Source organism: Dactylosporangium darangshiense, from assembly GCF_039537565.1.
GTDB classification, from domain to species: Bacteria; Actinomycetota; Actinomycetes; order Mycobacteriales; family Micromonosporaceae; genus Dactylosporangium; species Dactylosporangium darangshiense.
The window spans coordinates 271,263-287,457 of record NZ_BAABAT010000004.1 but is presented as its reverse complement, the minus strand read 5'-3'; the positions used below and the strand labels follow the sequence as shown (position 1 = coordinate 287,457).

General features: G+C 73.2%; 11 protein-coding genes. 4 read left to right on the top strand and 7 right to left on the bottom strand.

Annotated elements, in window-relative coordinates; translation table 11 throughout:
- Nucleotides 1-2 precede the first annotated feature (2 nt).
- A complete protein-coding gene (locus tag ABD901_RS11195; protein WP_345124116.1) occupies nt 3-836 on the top strand; it encodes a hypothetical protein in 834 nt (277 codons plus the stop codon).
- 9 nt (nt 837-845) lie between these two features.
- On the opposite strand, the gene ABD901_RS11190 is transcribed toward ABD901_RS11195, so the two are convergent.
- From ABD901_RS11190 to ABD901_RS11180, 3 genes are all read right to left on the bottom strand, one after another.
- A complete protein-coding gene (locus ABD901_RS11190; protein ID WP_345124114.1) occupies nt 846-1,757 on the bottom strand; it encodes a phytanoyl-CoA dioxygenase family protein in 912 nt (303 codons plus the stop codon).
- Between the two features lie 124 nt (nt 1,758-1,881).
- Nucleotides 1,882-5,361, bottom strand: coding sequence for a PA14 domain-containing protein (locus ABD901_RS11185; RefSeq protein WP_345124112.1), 3,480 nt, complete (start codon nt 5,359-5,361; stop codon nt 1,882-1,884).
- Nucleotides 5,362-5,597: 236 nt separating this feature from the next.
- Complete coding sequence (locus ABD901_RS11180) at nt 5,598-8,861, bottom strand: AfsR/SARP family transcriptional regulator (protein WP_345124110.1); 3,264 nt, start codon at nt 8,859-8,861, stop codon at nt 5,598-5,600.
- 142 nt (nt 8,862-9,003) lie between these two features.
- On the opposite strand from ABD901_RS11180, the gene ABD901_RS11175 reads away from it, so the two are divergent.
- Nucleotides 9,004-9,240, top strand: coding sequence for a hypothetical protein (locus ABD901_RS11175; protein WP_345124108.1), 237 nt, complete (start codon nt 9,004-9,006; stop codon nt 9,238-9,240).
- Between the two features lie 146 nt (nt 9,241-9,386).
- Complete coding sequence (locus ABD901_RS11170) at nt 9,387-9,845, top strand: DUF2690 domain-containing protein (RefSeq protein ID WP_345124106.1); 459 nt, start codon at nt 9,387-9,389, stop codon at nt 9,843-9,845.
- Nucleotides 9,846-9,869: 24 nt separating this feature from the next.
- On the opposite strand, the gene ABD901_RS11165 is transcribed toward ABD901_RS11170, so the two are convergent.
- From ABD901_RS11165 to ABD901_RS11150, 4 genes are all read right to left on the bottom strand, one after another.
- Nucleotides 9,870-10,265 carry a VOC family protein gene (locus ABD901_RS11165; RefSeq protein WP_345124104.1) on the bottom strand — a complete coding sequence of 132 codons (396 nt, stop codon included), beginning with the start codon at nt 10,263-10,265 and terminating at the stop codon, nt 9,870-9,872.
- Between the two features lie 99 nt (nt 10,266-10,364).
- Entirely contained in the window at nt 10,365-11,147 is a 783-nt protein-coding gene (locus tag ABD901_RS11160) for an ABC transporter permease (protein ID WP_345124102.1), read from the bottom strand.
- Nucleotides 11,144-12,079: an ATP-binding cassette domain-containing protein gene (locus ABD901_RS11155; RefSeq protein ID WP_345124100.1), complete on the bottom strand. Its 936-nt coding sequence runs from the start codon at nt 12,077-12,079 to the stop codon at nt 11,144-11,146. The genes ABD901_RS11160 and ABD901_RS11155 overlap by 4 nt, the downstream gene beginning before the upstream one ends.
- A gap of 25 nt (nt 12,080-12,104) precedes the next feature.
- Nucleotides 12,105-12,950, bottom strand: a complete 846-nt coding sequence (locus ABD901_RS11150; protein ID WP_345124098.1) for a DUF4097 family beta strand repeat-containing protein — start codon at nt 12,948-12,950, stop codon at nt 12,105-12,107.
- A 164-nt stretch (nt 12,951-13,114) separates the two neighbouring features.
- Here ABD901_RS11150 and ABD901_RS11145 point away from each other — a divergent pair, with 164 nt between their 5' ends.
- Entirely contained in the window at nt 13,115-16,183 is a 3,069-nt protein-coding gene (locus ABD901_RS11145) for an AfsR/SARP family transcriptional regulator (RefSeq protein ID WP_345124096.1), read from the top strand.
- Nucleotides 16,184-16,195: the final 12 nt, after the last annotated feature.

Below are 16,195 nucleotides of genomic sequence, written 5' to 3'. Positions count from 1 at the left end.
CCATGCACGACACCGACCCCGACGTCGGGCGCATCTGGACCGCGATGCTCGACGGCGATGCCGAACCTGCGCTACCGAGCGCAACGGACGCGATCTCGCGGGCGCGCCGCCCCGTCGCGCCGCTGGCGCTCGGCGCAACGCTGATCGCCGCGGCCGTGGTGGCGGCCCTGGTGCTGCGCCCGGACGCGCCCGCGCCGCAGGTCGCCGCGCCGACGGTCGCGACGGCGACCTCCGCTGCACCGCCGCCGCTGCCGGTGGCGCCGTCACGCGAGGCCGCGCACGCGCACGGCTCGCGGACGGCGAAGTTCCTCGTCGGCGTCGCACCGTCGGGGCTTCGGGCGTGGCCGCAGGACCTGTCGGCGGACGACTCGGTCGCGTCGACCTGGCAGCTGGAGAACGGCCCGGAGTACGTGTCGACGGTGGACGTCGTGCTCACCGACGGCACGGCCGACGGCCTGCTCAGCGCCACCATCCACGGCGGGATGACCGGCGCCGGCACCGACCCCTGCGCACCCGCGATCCGCAAGCTGCTGGCCGTCACGGCCTGCGAGGTGACCACGGTCGGCGGCGTGCCGGTCGGCCTGGCGAGCGTCCAGGACCCCGACCGCGGCCGGGTCGACACCGCGGTCCGGCTGCTGGACGGCGGCCTGCTGACGGTGGAGTCGGCGCAGCGCATCCCGCCGCACGACGGCGCCGGCGACGCGCCGCCGGACGCCGTGCCGCCGGCCACGACCGCGCCGCACACGATCCTGGGCGGGCGGCCGGGCCTGCCGGCGCCCGCCTTCACCGGCACGCAGCTGGCCGCGATCGTGGTCGACCCGGCCCTGCTGCCGTGATCCGGGCTTTCAGCTCTTCGGGGCCTCGAACACCAGCATCGCGTCGGCCGGCGGGGGGCCGTAGATCTCCACGACGGTCTCCTCGTCGAAGCGCGACTCGTCGGCGACGTTGATGAAGTCGCGGATCGCGGTGCCGGTGCAGTACGTGTCGGCGAGCGGTGCGCCCTTCTTGGCCACCACGTCCGGCACGTGCACGGTCCGGAAGTCGATGCTGTAGCGGGCCAGCCCCGAGGTGTTCGGCGTCGAGCGGTGCAGGTGCGCGCCCGAGAAGAGCAGCACCTGCCCCGGCGCCGGCAGCACGATGAGCTCGTTGGGCGGGTTGTGCTCGTAGGCGCCGGGCCGGACCTGGGCCTCCTGCTTCACCGACTGCGCCGTGGTGAGCCGGCCGACGTTGTTGCGGTAGTAGTCGAAGTCGCCCGAGTTGTTGTCGACCGGCGCGTTGAACCGGTCGAGGTCGAACGACATGGCGTTGGTCTCGCGCACCGGGAAGATCGGCAGCCACCAGTTCAGCTGCTGGTTGGGCGCGGAGTACCACACGTCGCGGTGCCACGGGAACGCGAAGGCCACGCCGGTCGTGAGGTGACCGACGGGGAACGAGGTGCGCGGCTTCGGCACGTCGAAGTGCGTCTCGAGCGCCTTGAACCCCATCTCCTCGATGATGTTGCGCACCAGCGTCTTGGACCGCTCGTTGTGGATGAACCGCGGCTTCCACGGCCCGAGCAGCCTGGCCATCTCCTCGGGCTCGATGAACTCGTGCGCGTGCTCCGGGTCGTGCGGCGCGAACAGCGCGTTGAGCTGCTCCCGGGCGTGCTCGACGAACGCGGCCACGGACGGCAGCTTCGTCATGACGAACAGATGCCCGTCGTACAGCCTCTGCCGGAGCTCCTCCGGGGACGCCGGCGGGTCGACGTAGACGGCCATAGTGCAACCTCCGAGGACGACAACGCCCAGAGCCTAGGCACTGGCCGAAGGCGGGCGATACCCATCTACTGTCGGTAACCCGTCGCTGAACGCCATTTCACCTGTCCGACCACCTCCCCCCTGGTCAAACGGCCAGGGGGGTGACGCTGAACCGGGCCAGCGAGCCGCCGGTGCGGTCGTAGTACTCGACCACCACAGTGTGCGCGCCGGTGGTGATGTCCAGGTCCGCGGTGTACGTGGTCGCGGCGTGGTCGCCCCAGCCGTCGAGGACGACGACGCCGTCGAGCTTGACCCGGATGCCGTCGTCGCCGGTGGCCGTGAAGCGGTACCGGCCGGCCTCGAAGGTGCTGGTGCGCGTCCACCGGGCGGAGAAGAAGTCGGACGGCACCTCGGCGGCGGGCGAGCCGCCGGCCCAGTTGAACTCGACGTTCGGATCCTGCCGGGTCAGCACCGGTACGCCGGAAAGATCCGGGTTGGCGAAGTACTCGGCGGCGTAGGGGTCCTCGGCCGGCACGACCTCGCCGATGCGCTGGTAGTTGAGGATCGCGCGGGCGCCGCTGCCGTTCTCGAAGTACTCGATCCGGATCACGTGCGGCCCGCCGAGCACCACCTTGTCGACGCTGAACGTCGTGCTCTGCAGCTGCCACAGGTCCACGACCGGCACGTTGTCGACGTAGACGCGGATGCCGTCGTCGGCGGCGCCGCTGAATCGGTACACGCCGGCGGAGAGCACGTCGGTGCGGGTCCAGCGGGCCATGAAGTGGTCGGTGGCGATGCCGGGCGCGGGCGAGCCGTCGTACCAGTCGAACCCGACCTCCGGGTCGTCGCGCACCAGGTCGGCCGGGCGGGCCGGCAGGGTCGGCGTGGGCCCGGCGTCGGGGGTGTTCCAGTACTCGCCCTGGTACGCCGGGGACTCCGGCAGGTCGCCGACCTGGTGGTACGCCAGCCGGGCGACCGCGCCGCCGCCGTTCTCGAAGTACTCCATCTTCACCGTGTGCGGCCCGCCGTCCATCGGCAGCGTCGCCGTGTACGTTGTCGGCGCCTCGTCGATCCAGTGGTCGATGACCGCGACGCCGTCGACCCACAGGCGCACGCCGTCGTCGGCGGTCACCGCGAACTCGTACTGCCCGGGCGCCAGGTTGAGCGTGCGCGTCCAGCGGCCGAGGAACCGGTCGACCGAGATGTTCGCCGCGGGCGAGCCCGGCCCCCAGTCGAAGTCGACGGCGGGGTCCTCGCGGACCAGGTCCGGTGCCGTGCTGGGGAAGTCGTTGACGTCGGGCGGGGAGTTCCAGTACTCGCCGTGGAACGTCTCGTTGGGCTGCTCGACGGTGCTGTCCCAGGTCAGCTGGGCCAGCGCTGCGCCGCCGAACTCGTAGTACTCCAGCTTGACGGTGTGGTTGCCCTCGCCGAGGTCGGCGTCGTAGGTGTACTGCGTGGCCACCTGGCCCTGCCACGCGTCGATGACCCGCTGGTTGTCGATGTACAGCCGCACGCCGTCGTCGGCGACGGCGGAGAAGCGGTAGCGGCCGGCGCCGAAGTACTGCGTCTTGGTCCAGCGGGCCGAGAAGTTGTTGTCCGGCACGGCTGGGTCGGGCGAGCCGTCGCCCCAGCTGAAGTCGACCTTCGGGTCCTGGCGGGTCAGCACCGGCGCACCGGACAGGGTCGGGTTGTCGAAGAACGTCGCCGTGAACGGCGCGGACGGCTGGTAGGTCGCCGTGTAGGTGGTGTCGGCGTCGGGCGTCGTGATGACATGGCGGATCGAGTGCCCGTCGGACCAGCCGGCGAACTGCAGCACCGTGCCGTCCGGCGCGATCGCGCTGCTCGGCGCGGCGATCTGGCGCTGGAAGCCCGCGACGCCCTCCACCGTCGTCGGCGTGGCCACCGGGACGCTGTCGAGGGTGAGTCCCAGCCCCGGCGGCGAGGTCTGCAGGGTGAGGTGCGACGTGCGGGGCCGGATCGTGACCGTCTTCGTCGTCGACAGCCCGTTGCCGTCGGTCGCGGTCACGGTCACCTCGTAGGAGGTGTCCGCGGAGGCCTCGCCGGTCGTCGGGATCGTGAACGAGCCGGCGCGGCCGGTCAGCGGGCCGGCGAACGGGTGGTAGTGCGAGCCGTGGTGCAGCCGCACGACCGTCTTGATGTTCGCGTCGTTGAGGTCGAAGCCGGCCGCGTCGCTGGCGAAGGCGTTGTAGGTGATCGTGTCGCCGGCGCGGTACAGCTGGCCCTCGGTCGGCGTCGCGACCGTCAGGGTCGGCGGTATGCCCACCTGGACGACGATCGGCTGGGCCTGCGTATGGTCCGTCCCGGACGAGACCGTGAGGTGGACGGTGTAGACGCCCTTCTCCGTGAAGGTCTTGGTCGGGTTCGGCTCCGTGCTGGTCGTACCGTCGCCGAAATTCCACAGGAAGGACAGGTCGTCGCCGTCGGGGTCGTTGCTGCCGGCGCTCGAGAACGCGACCGTCAGCGGGTCGACGCCCCTGGTGACGCTGGCACTGGCGCTGGCCACCGGCGCGTGCGCGGTGGTGTTGAACACGATGTGGTAGAGGGCGCCCGGGTAGTACGTGATGTAGTACATCGACCCGTCGGGCGCGATCTTCATGTCGACGACCGCACCGGCCTGGTTGTCGAAGTCGTACACCGCGGTCACGTTGCCGCTGGCGTCGAGCTGGGCCCGCTTGATGAAGCCGCTCGCGTAGTCGCCGAAGAAGAAGCTGCCCTGGTACTCCGGCGGGAACATCGACCCGCGGTAGATCGGCCCGCCGGTGACCGCGGCGCTCTGCCCGTTGTGGTTGTAGGTGTGGATCGGGTCGATGAACCCGTTGCAGGCGGAGGTGCAGAGCCCTTCGTGCAGCGGCCAGCCGTAGTTGCCGCCCTTGACGATGTGGTTGAGCTCCTCCCACGTGTAGTCGCCGACATCGCCGCCGTAGAGCTGCCCGGTCGCGCTGTCGAACTGGAAGCGCCACGGGTTGCGGAACCCGTATGCCCAGATCGCACCGAGCTTGCCCGGCTGCCCGTAGAACGGGTTGTCGGTGGGGACGGAGCCGTCCTTGTTGATGCGCAGGATCTTGCCGTGCGGGTTGCTGAGGTCCTGCGAGTTGCCCGGCACGCCGTTGTCGCCGATCGCGAGGTACAGCTTGCCGTCCGGCCCGAAGGCGATGCTTCCGCCCACGTGCAGCAGCGTCGAGGGCGACGACGTCTGGAACAGCGGGTACGGCCCCTGCGTGCCCACGTCCTCGGCCCCGTCGAAGCGCACGAGGTGGTTCAGCAGGTCGTGCCCGGTGTAGTAGAAGTAGACGAAGTTGTTGCTGACCCCGAACTCGGGGTCGAACGCGATCCCGATCAGCCCGCGGTCCCCGCTCGGCTCGGCCGGCAGGTCGGCGAAGGGCTCCGGCAGCAGCACGCCGTTCTTGATGATCTTTACCTTGCCACCGCGCTCGAGCACGAAGATGCGCCCGTCGGGCGCGATGTCGAACCCCGACGGCCCGTCGAGGTCGGTGCCCTGCACCAGCGAGGTCTGAAAGTTGGGCGGCGGCGAGCCGTAGACGCGCTGGGGCACCGCGACGGCCCCCATCGCCAACACCAGCAGCAACACGCCCAGAATTCGCATGCGAAGGCCCATCGGTGCCCCACTTCAGCCGGTTTCGTGCGCACGATCAACGGGAAGGTTCGTGAATCCGCCGCGCCGGCGAGGTCCGAAGTGGACATTCAGCGCTTCGCGCGCGGCCTTACGCGGCACGCACTGTACCGATCCGAAATCGTTCGCTTCGAAACGATGTCCCATTCCCGACAGCCGCGATTTGCGCCCGTACCGGCGAACCGATTCTTCCCCGTCGATCCCCCGGCTCAGCCGACGCCGAACAGGAACCGGCCGGACTCCGCCGGCGCGTCGATGCCGGCCGCCACCCGCGCGATCCGGCGCCGCGCGGCGCCGGCCAGCGCGTCCTCGCCCGAGCGCTGCAGGGCATCCGCGAGCACCCGGCCGGAGTGGACCTCGCCGAGCCGGTGGCCGGCGGCGCGGCGCAGCCGCACGGCCCGCCGGGCGTGCTCGACGCCGCCGGCGACGTCGCCCAGCGCCAGCCGGGCCCGGGCCGCGAGGGTGAGCAGCTGGCCCTCGACCAGGACGAACCCGTTGGCTCGCGCGTCGGCCAGCGCCTCGCCGGCGAGCGCGAGGGCCTCCTCGGCGGCACCGTGGGCCAGGCTCACCTCGGCCCCGCCGGCCCGCACGACGGTGCGGACGAGCCTGGCCTGGCCCGCCGCGGCGATCTCGGCCGCCACCGCTAGGGTCTCACCGGCCGCGTCGGTCCGCCCGTCGGCCAGCTGCGTCGCGGCGATCACGACGAGCGCCGTGGCCTCGGTGCGCCGGTCGCCGTAGTCGCGGGCGATGGCGGCCGCGGCGAGGCCGGCGTCGAGCGCCTCGCGCCCTCGGCCCGCCGCGCCGAGGATGTTGGCGAGATGCATCATCGCCTTGGCCTCGGCGCGGACGTCGCGGTGCTCTCGCCGAGCGGCGATGGCCCGGGTGAGCAGGTCCACGCCGATGCGGTACCGGCCGGCCAGGGCGTGTGCGGAGGCGAGGTTGTCCAGCAGCACCGGATTGGGTGGCAGGCCGGCGGCCGACAGGATCTCCAGCCCCGCCTCGAGGGCGGCCCGCGCCGCCGCCGGCCGGCCCGACTGCAGCAGCGCGTAGGCGGCGTTGTTGCGGGCGAGCACGCTGATGGCCGTCAGGCCGACCCGGTCGGCGATCGATCGGGCGCGCGCCGCGATGCGCACGGCGTCGCGCAGCCGGCCGGCGTCGGAGAGGGCGGCGCCGAGGTTGGCCAGCCCGGTCGCCTGCAGCTGCTCCCACGCCAGCTCGTCGCCCAGCCGCACCGCGGCCCGCATGTGCTCCTCCGCGCCGTCGTACTCGCCGATGGTGTAGTGAGCGTTGGCCAGGCTGAGGTGCGCCGTCGCGCGGCCGCGCGGGTCGCCGGCGGCACCGGCCGCGTCGAGCGCGGCCTGGCCGATCGCGAACCAGTCGCCGATGTGACCCCGGCGACCGAGGTAGCCGCGGACGGCGTCGGCCAGCAGCCAGGACATCGACGCGGGCCCGTGCTCGGCGGCGTGGCGGATGGCCGCGATGACGTTGGGCAGCTCCGCGTCCAGCAGCTGCGCCGCCGCGCTCGCTCCGCTCAGCTCCAGGCCCGCGCCGGCCGCGCCGGGCGGCGGCGCCCACATCCGCAGCACGTTCGGGTACATGAGCCGGGCGGCCTCGTCGGCGGCGGTCAGGTACCAGGTCAGCAGCCGCACCAGCGCCCCGGCCCGGTTCGGCTCGTCGTCCTCGGCCAGCGCCCGCTCGCGGGCGTAGCTGCGCAGCAGGTCGTGGCCGGAGTACCGCTCGCCGGCGGAGCGCTGGATCAGGTGCGCGCTGACGAGGCGGTCCAGGTGCCGGCGGGCGTCGGCCGCGGGCGCGCCGGCCAGTGCGGCCATCGCGGCGACCGTGACATCGGGGCCCGGTACGAGCCCGAACAGCCGGAAGACCCGCCGGGTCGCCGGCTCCTCGGCCCGGTAGGACAGGTCGAACGCCGCCCGGACCGCCGGCCGGTCGCCGTCGATCACCAGCACCGCGAGCGGATCGCGCGTGCGCAGCTCCGCGACGTACCGGGCGATGCCGCCGCACGATCGGTCCGCGATCGCCGCCGCCGCGACCCGCAGGGCCAGCGGCAGGTACGCGCACAGCTCGGCCAGCTCGGCGGCGGCGTCGCGTTCCGCGTCGACCCGTGACCGCCCCAGGTGCAGGCCCAGCAGCTCCAGTGCCTCGCCGGGACCCAGCACGTCGAGGGTCACCCGCCGGGCGCCGTCGTGGACGACCAGCTCGCCGAGCGCCGCGCGGCTGGTGATCAGCACCAGGCCGCCGGGCGCGCCGGGCAGCAGCGGGCGAACCTGCTCGGCGGAGCGGGCGTTGTCCAGCAGCACCAGCATCCGGCGGCCGGCGATCGTGCTGCGGTACAGCGCCGCCGCGGCCTCGACGTCGGCGGGCACCCGTTCCGGCGGCACCCCGAGCATCCGCAGCAGCCCGGTGAGGGCCTCGGCCGGCCGCACGGCGCCGGCGGTCGAGTAGCCGGAGAGGTTGAGGTACAGCTGGCCGTCGGGGAAGCGGTGCGCCACCCGTTGCGCCCACTGCACGGCCAGCGCGGTCTTGCCCACCCCGGCCATGCCGGACAGCGCGGAGATCACCAGCGGCGCGGCGGTCTCACCGGGCGGCGGCAGCATCGCGTCCAGGGCGGCGAGGTCCCGCTCCCGCCCGGCGAAGCCCGCGACGGCGTGCGGCAGCGCCCGGGGGATCGACGCGGCGGGCGCGGGCGCGGCGAGGTCCGGATCCCGGCGCAGTATCGCGTGCTGCAGTTGCTGCAGCGCGGCGCCGGGCTCGACGCCGAGGTCGGCGACGAGCACCGCCCGGGCCTGCCGGTACACCTCCAGGGCGGCCGCCTGGCGATCGGCGCGGAACAGGGCCAGCATCAGCTGCCCGGCCAGTACCTCGCGATACGGATGGTCGGCGACCAGGCCGCGCAGTTCGGCCACGAGCTGCGCGCCGCGGCCGAGCCCGAGCTCGACGCTCACGCGCTCCTCGATGGCGAGCAGCCGCTCCTCGGCCAGCCGGTCGGCCTCGGCGGCGACGCGCGGGCCGTGCCCGACGTCGGCATAGGCCGGACCGCGCCACAGCCGCAGGGCCGCCTCCAGGCGGGTGAGCGCCCCCGCCAGGTCACCGCCGGCGCGGGTGCCCCGGGCGGCGCCGATCAGCTCGGCGAAGGTCAGCGCGTCGACCTCGTCCGCCGACGCGACGAGCGTGTACGTTCCGCCCCGGTACCGCAGCCGGTCCGGCCGTCCGAGGACGCGGCGCAGCCGGTGCACGACGATCTGCAGCCGCTTGCGGGTCGCCGCCGGGTCCAGCGCCGGCCACAGCTGCGCGGCCAGCACCCCGGCCGGCACCGGCTCGCCGACGTGTGCCAGCAACGCGGCCAGCAGCTGCCGGTTCAGCGGCGGCCCGAGGTCGAGCTCCCGGTCGCCGTCGCGCGCCACCAGCTCGCCGAGCACACCGAACCACAGCCCGTCACGACCCCCCGCGTTCGCCACGCGGGGAGCTTGCGCCGCCGCGCGGGCGCCGTCAACCGCGGCCGGTAACCCGGCGACAACCGGGCGGCAACCGGCGCTCGGAGGATATGCACCATCCCTCTTCGTCGATCAAGTTCGTCGACCAAGCAAAGGAGCGCATGACGTGAGGCTGAGCAGAGTCGACCACGCCGTCGCCAGCGGCAGCGGCGACAGCGGCGGCCCGGTCTTCTCGCTGCCCTCGCCCGACAACGGCAAGGTGATCGCCAAGGGCATCATCTCCGGCGGCGACAACGGCACCGTCGTGAGCTGCGGGGCCGGCACCACCTGCACGTGGCGGTCGTACTACGCCGACATCCAGGAGTCCCTCGGCTGGTACGGGCTGACGTTCGTGAGCAACTGACCGGCCGGCGCCGACCGCGGGGCGGCGCCGGCCGATCAGGGCCCGCGAAACGACGTCGCATTCCCGACACTGGAGTCTTGCGCCCGCGCCCCCGCGTGCCGCAACATCGACTCCGCTTCATTGATCTTCTGAAGGGGAATGTTTCGATGCTCGCTCGCCTGAGGACGGTCGCGGTGGCGGCCGCTGTCGTCGCCACCGCGCTGGTCGTGACGCCGGGCCGCGCCGCCGCGGCCACCTGGGACGGCCAGATGGCCGCGAACACGTCGTGCGCAAACGGCGCCACCACCGCGGTGCAGCGGACCATCTCGACCAACACCCAGCTCGGCACGGTGATCGGCAAGGTCGAGCTGCGGTACAGCTCGAGCTGCCGCACGGTATGGACGCGCGTCACGTCCACGGCGGTCAGCTCGGCCTACATCGGTGGCTACGTCCAGCGCAATTCGGACGGCGCGTACTACCAGTGCAGCGAGTCCGGCTGGAGCGATAACCTCGGCGCCTACTACTGCCTGACGGCGATGCTCAACGACAAGGACGTCACGTCCTACGCCAAGGGCGGCATCCAGTACCAGGGCGCGACCTACACCGGCCAGACCAGCAACTACTGATCGCCCCCGCCCGGCGGGCCCCGGTCAAAACCGGGGCTCGTCGGGCCGCAGGATCATCCACAGGTGGCGGTCCGGGTCCTCGAAGGTGGCGGCGTAGCCCCAGGACTGCTGGGCGGGCTCGGCCACGATCAGGGCGCCGGCCGCGTGGGCGCGCTCGACCGCCGCGTCGACGTCGGCGGTGACGATGCTGAGCAGGCACTCGCTGCGGCCCGGCTCGGCGGGGCGGCCCTCGCCGACCACCCAGCCGAAGCCGCCGGTGGGTATGAGCATGAGCGAGACGCCGCCGGCGAGGGCGAACTGCAGCGGCTCGGGGATGCCGTCGCCGCCGGGCGGGCCGAACGGCTCGAGGCCGAGCGCGGCCGTGTAGAAGTCCCGTGCGGCGCGGCGGTCCGCGATGGGTAGCGCGATCGTGTAGGTCATACCCATTGCTACGTCGTCCGGCGGGCAAACTCATCGGCAGCAGCGCCTTGACGGCAAAGGCCGCCGACCTCATCGGTCGGCGGCCGTTTGCGAGTGCGTCTATCGGGTGGACTCGCGGTTGAAGAGCTTCTTCGACCACAGGTAGCCGCCGAGGGCGATGGCGACGCACCAGCCGACGGCGATCGCCGCGTTGTTGCCGATCGGCGTGCCCATCAGCAGGCCGCGGATGGTCTCGATGAGCGGGGTGAACGGCTGGTACTCGGCGAACCAGCGAAGCGCCGTGGGCATCGAGTCGGTCGGGACGAACCCGCTGCCCAGGAACGGCAGCAGGATCAGCGGCATGCCCACGTTGCTCGACGACTCGACGGTCTTGCTGGCCAGGCCGAGGGCTACCGACAGCCAGATGAAGGCGAAGGCCATCAGCGCCAGGACGCCGGTGAGCGCCAGCCAGTCGACGAGGCTCGCCGTCGGCCGGAAGCCGATGAGCAGGGCGACGCCGGTGACCATCGCGATGCCGAGCATGGTCTGGATGAGGCTGCCGATGACGTGCCCGGTGAGGACGGAGACCCGGGCGATGGCCATGGTGCGGAACCGGTCGACGATGCCCTCGGTCATGTCCATGGCGACCGAGATGCAGGTGCCCTGCACCGCGGCCGTGATCGTCATCAGGATGATCGCGGGGGTCACGTAGTTCACGTACTCCGACCGCCCGCCGGACGCCCCGCCGAGCCCGGCGCCGAGCGTGCCGCCGAAGACGTAGACGAACAGCAGCAGGAACACGATCGGCATGCCGACGAGCGTGATCGTCATGGACGGGTACCGCACCATGCGGTTGAGGTTGCGGCGCACCATCGTCGCGGAGTCGGCCAGCGCGTAGCTCATCGGGTTGCCACCTTTTCCTTGTCGGAGTTGCCCGTCAGGGCCAGGAAGACATCGTCGAGGTCCGGGGTGTGCACGCTGAGCGACTCGACCTCGACCGCGTGCGCGTCGAGCCGGTCGATCAGGGCCTTCAGTGCGCGGAGGCTGCCGTCGTGCGGCACCCGCAGGTCGAGCGCCTCGCCGTCGCGGGTCGCCTGACCCACGGCGCGGGCGGCGGTCTCGAGGTCGTGCGGGTCGGCGAAGCGCAGCTGGACGTGGCCGCCGGGAATGCGGCGCTTGAGCTCGTCGGCCGTGCCCTCGGCGACGATCCTGCCCTTGTCCAGCACCGCGATCCGGTCGGCGAGCTCGTCGGCCTCCTCCAGGTACTGCGTCGTGAGGAAGATCGTGACGCCGCCCGCGACGAGCTCGCGCACGATCTGCCACATGCTGCGCCGGCTGCGCGGGTCCAGCCCGGTGGTCGGCTCGTCGAGGAAGATGACCTGGGGCGTGCCGACCAGCGTCATGGCGAGGTCGAGGCGCCGGCGCATGCCGCCGGAGTACGTCGAGGCCGGCTTCCCGGCCGCGTCGACCAGGTCGAACTGCTCGAGCAGCTCGGCGGTCCGCCGCCGGCCCGCCGCCCGGCCGAGGTGGTGCAGGTCGGCCATCAGCGCCAGGTTCTCCCGGCCGGTCAGCAGGTTGTCGACCGCGGAGAACTGGCCGGTGACGCCGATCGCGGCCCGGACCGCGTCGGGCTCGGCGGCCAGGTCGTGGCCGGCGATCCGCGCGCTGCCGCCGTCGGCGCGGATCAGCGTCGACAGGATCTTGACGGTGGTGGTCTTGCCCGCGCCGTTCGCGCCGAGCAGCGAGAAGATGGTGCCCCGCGGGACGTTCAGGTCGACGCCGTCGAGCACGACGTGGTCGCCGTAGGACCTGCGCAGTCCGGTCGCTGTGATCATGGAAGGCTCCCTTCGCGGTTGGTGGTCAGGCGCGGCGGACGGTGATGTCGCCGAAGCCGGTGTGCGCACGGACGTTGACGGTGGCGTCGGCCCCGCCCGGTGCCCCGTCGAGCCCGTTCAGCGCGTTGTTCACGCGCCCGTGCCCGGTCTTCAGGTCGAGCTGTGCGGCGGTGCCGGCGGCGACGCCGATCTCCAGGTCGCCGGTCGAGGTGCGCAGCGTGACCGAGTCGCGCGCCACCTCACCGACGCGGATGGTCCCGTTGGAGGTCTTCGCGTCCACGCCGCCTTCGGCCCGCTCAACGTGGATGTCGCCGTTGGCCGTGCGCACCCGCACCGCGCCGGTGACGGTGCCGAGGTCGGTGTGGCCGTTGGAGTTCTCGACGACCACGGCCCCGTCGATCTCGCCGATGTGCACGCGCCCGCTGCCGGTGGAGACCTCGGCGTCGCCGACGACCGCGCCGACCTCGACGTGGCCGGTGGTGTCCAGGCGGAGCCGCCCGGTCCGGTCGAGCCGGAAGTCCCCGACGGAGGTCTTGAAGCGGCACTCCCCCAGCACGCCGGCGCTGTGGACGTCCGCGACGGACATCTCACCGCGCACCGCGGAGCCGATGGGCAGTTCGACGAGCACGGCGACCGACCTGGTCTTCTTCGAGAAGTCGAACACCGGGGACTTCGGACCGCGGACGGTCAGCGCGCCGTCGGCGTACTCGACGCGGGTCTGCCCCGCGGCCTGCACGTCGGAGTCGTCGGCCGCGTTGCTCGGCAGCACCTCGACGACGGTGTCGGTCCGGTCGCTGGCGATGAGCCGCACGTCGCCGACGGCGAGCTCGATGGTGACGGAGATCGGTTCAGGAGTGGCGTAAGCAGGCATGGAGAAACCATGGCCTTCGCCACTCACAGGGCTCTGACAGCGCACCGATACGCCCGCCCGGCCCGCGTCAGCGCTCGTCAGCCGCTGACGCCGTCTGCGATCATGCCGGGGTGCAAGTTGCGTTGCTTGGTCCGGTAGCAGTGGTTTCGGATGATGCGGTACCGGTGGATGTGCCGGGTGTCCGGTTGCGGATGCTGCTGGCACGGCTCGCCCTGGAGGCGGGGCGCCCGGTGCAGGCTGAGTCGTTGATCGACGACCTGTGGGGCGAGGAGCCGCCGTCGGGCGCCGCCGCGGCGCTGCAGGGCCTCGTGTCCCGGTTGCGCAAGGCGTTGCACGGCGTCGGATCGGTCGAGCTGGCGCCCGGCGGCTACCGGCTGCCGGTGCGCCCCGCCGACGTGGACGTGCACCGCTTCGAGGAGCTGGCCGGGCAGGGCCGGCGCGAGCTGGCCGCGGGCCGGGCCCGGGAGGCCGCGTCCCTGCTGGGCGCGGCGCTGGAGCTGTGGCAGGGCCCGGCCCTGGCCGACGTGCTCGATGCGCCCTTCGCCCGCAACGCGGCCACGCGGCTGCAGGAGGTGCGGGCGGGAGTCGTCGAGGACCGTTTCGAGGCCGAGGTACACCTGGGCCGTCACGCCGAGGTGCTGGCGGACCTCGGCGCGGCGGCCGCGGAGCGCCCCCTCGGCGAGCGCCTGGCCGGCCTGCGGATGCGCGCGCTGTCGGCGGCCGGGCGGCAGTCGGACGCGCTGGCCGTCTACGAGGAGATGCGCGCCCGGCTCGGCGAGGAGCTGGGCGTCGATCCGTCGCCGGAGCTGCGGGAGGTGTACCTCTCCCTGCTGCGCGGCGAGCTGGAGCGCCCGGCGGCGCAGCCGGCCGAGGCCCCGCCGAGCCGCCTTCCGGCGAGCGTGACCAGCTTCGTCGGCCGCGAGGACGAGATCGCGGCGCTCGCCCGCCTGATGACCGCGGCCCGCCTGGTCACCATCGTCGGCCCCGGCGGCGCCGGCAAGACGAGGCTGGCCCTGGAGGTGGCGGCGCGGGACGTGGCGTACAACCGGGGCCGGGTCTGGTTCGTGCCACTGGCCGGCCTGAGCGAGCCCGACCGCCTCGCCGACGCCGTCCTCGGCGTGGTCGGCGCGTCGGACGGCCGCCTGTACGACGGCGGCGGCCAGCCGAGGATGACCGCCGCCGACCGCCTGGCCGAGCTGCTCGACGTCGGCGACGCGGTGCTGCTGCTGGACAACTGCGAGCACCTCGTCGACGCCGCCGCCGAGCTGGCGGACGCGCTGCTCGTCCGCCTGCCGCAGCTGCGGATCCTGGCCACGAGCCGCGAGCCGCTCGCGATCACCGGCGAGGCGCTGTGCCACCTCGGCCCGCTGGCGCTGCCGACGGGCGAGCCGGACCTCGCCGAGGCGTCCGGCGCGGCCGCGGTGCGCCTGTTCGTCGACCGGGCCGGCGGCGTCCGCCCCGGCTTCACGCTCGACGAGTCCACGATGGACGCCGTGGTGGAGATCTGCCGCCGCCTGGACGGCATGCCGCTGGCGCTGGAGCTGGCCGCGGCCAAGCTGCGCTCGATGCGGGTGGAGCAGGTCGAACGCCGCCTCGACGACCGTTTCCGCCTGCTCACGTCGGGCAGCCGCGCGGCACTTCCGCGCGAGCGCACCCTCCTGGCCATGGTCGAGTGGAGCTGGGACCTGCTGGACGAGGCCGAGCGCACCCTGGCCCGCCGCCTGTCGGTCTTTCCCGGCGGCGCGCACCTGGCCGCGCTGGAGGCGGTCTGCTCGGACGCGTCCCTGCCGGCGGACGATGTGCTGTACGTCGTGGATGCCCTGGTGGAGAAGTCCATCGTCCAGCAGGTCGGCGACCGCTACCGCATGCTGGAGACCGTCCGCGCCTACATGGCCGACCGCCTGTCCGACGCCGCCGAGGACATCGCCCCGCGTTTCGCCGACTACTTTCTGGCCCTGGCCGAGCGCCACGAGCCGCTGCTGCGCACCCGCGACCAGCTGGCCGCCATCGCGGTCTTCGACGCCGAGCAGGACAACCTGGTCGCCGCCCTGCGATCCACCCTCGCCGCCCGCGACGCCCCTCGGGCGTACCGCTTCGTCAGGGCCTTGTTCTGGTACTGGGCGAACCGCGGCCTGAACACCCAGCTGGAAACGTTCATGGGCGCCCTGCTCGAGCTCGGCGACGCCGTCCCGCCGGAGGCCCGCCGCGCCTTCGACCTGCTCCGATCCGCCTCGGCGGCCCGCGAGGTCCACCCCGCCCGCCTCCTGTGGATCACGCAACGCGCCTTCTCCGGCGAGCTCGCCGAGCCTGCCGACTCCTCCGACAGCCACCTCCGGCTGGCCCTGACTTCGCCGGACCCGTGGCAGCGCGCCACCGCCAACTGGGCACACAACTTCACCCTCGTGGAGGCCGGCGACCTCGAGGGCGGCGCCCGGGCCCGCGAGGTGGCGTTGCGCGGCTTCGAGGAGGCCGGCGACCGCTGGGGCCTCGTCATGAGCCTGCTGGCCCTCGGCCGGGTCCCGTCCCTGCGCGGCGATTTCGCCACGTCGATCGCCGCCTTCGAGCGCGCGGTCGCGCTGAGCGTCGAGCTCGGCACCGAGGAGTACCTGTACTGGACCCGCAACCGCCTGGCCCGCGAACGGATGCGCGGCGGCGACCTGGACGGCGCCCACCGCGACCTGCGCGCAATGCTGGATCGCGCCGCAACCTCGGGCCAGCGCCGCCGCGAGGCCAGCCTGCAGTTCAGCCTGGCCAACTGGCAGCGGCGCGCGGGCCGGCTCGAGGCGTCCGAGCAGACCCTCGACGCGCTGGAGGGCCAGGTGCACCGCCTGCCGTACCCGGAACAGATGGCTCGGGACCTGATCGCCGGCACCAGGCTGATGAACCGCCTGGCGGCCCGGTCCGCTCCGGAGGCCCGCGCCCTGCTCCCCCGTGCCGTCCGCCCGAACTTCACCCGCGCCCAGAGCAACGGCCTGGCCTGGGCCGCCGAGCAGGTGGGCGAGCTCCTGGCCCTGGAGGACCGCCCGGCCGAAGCGGCCACCGCGCTGGGCCTGAGCGAGGCGATCCGCGGCGCCTTCGACGAGGGCGAGCCCGCGCTGCGCGCGCTGGTCGCCGCCCTGACCGACCGCCTCGGCCCGGACGGCTACCGCGACGCGTACGCCGCGGGCGCCGACCTGCCGAGGCCGGCCGCCCTGACCCGCCTCGCCGACCTGACCGCCCAGCCGGCGCTATGACCGACCTCGTGC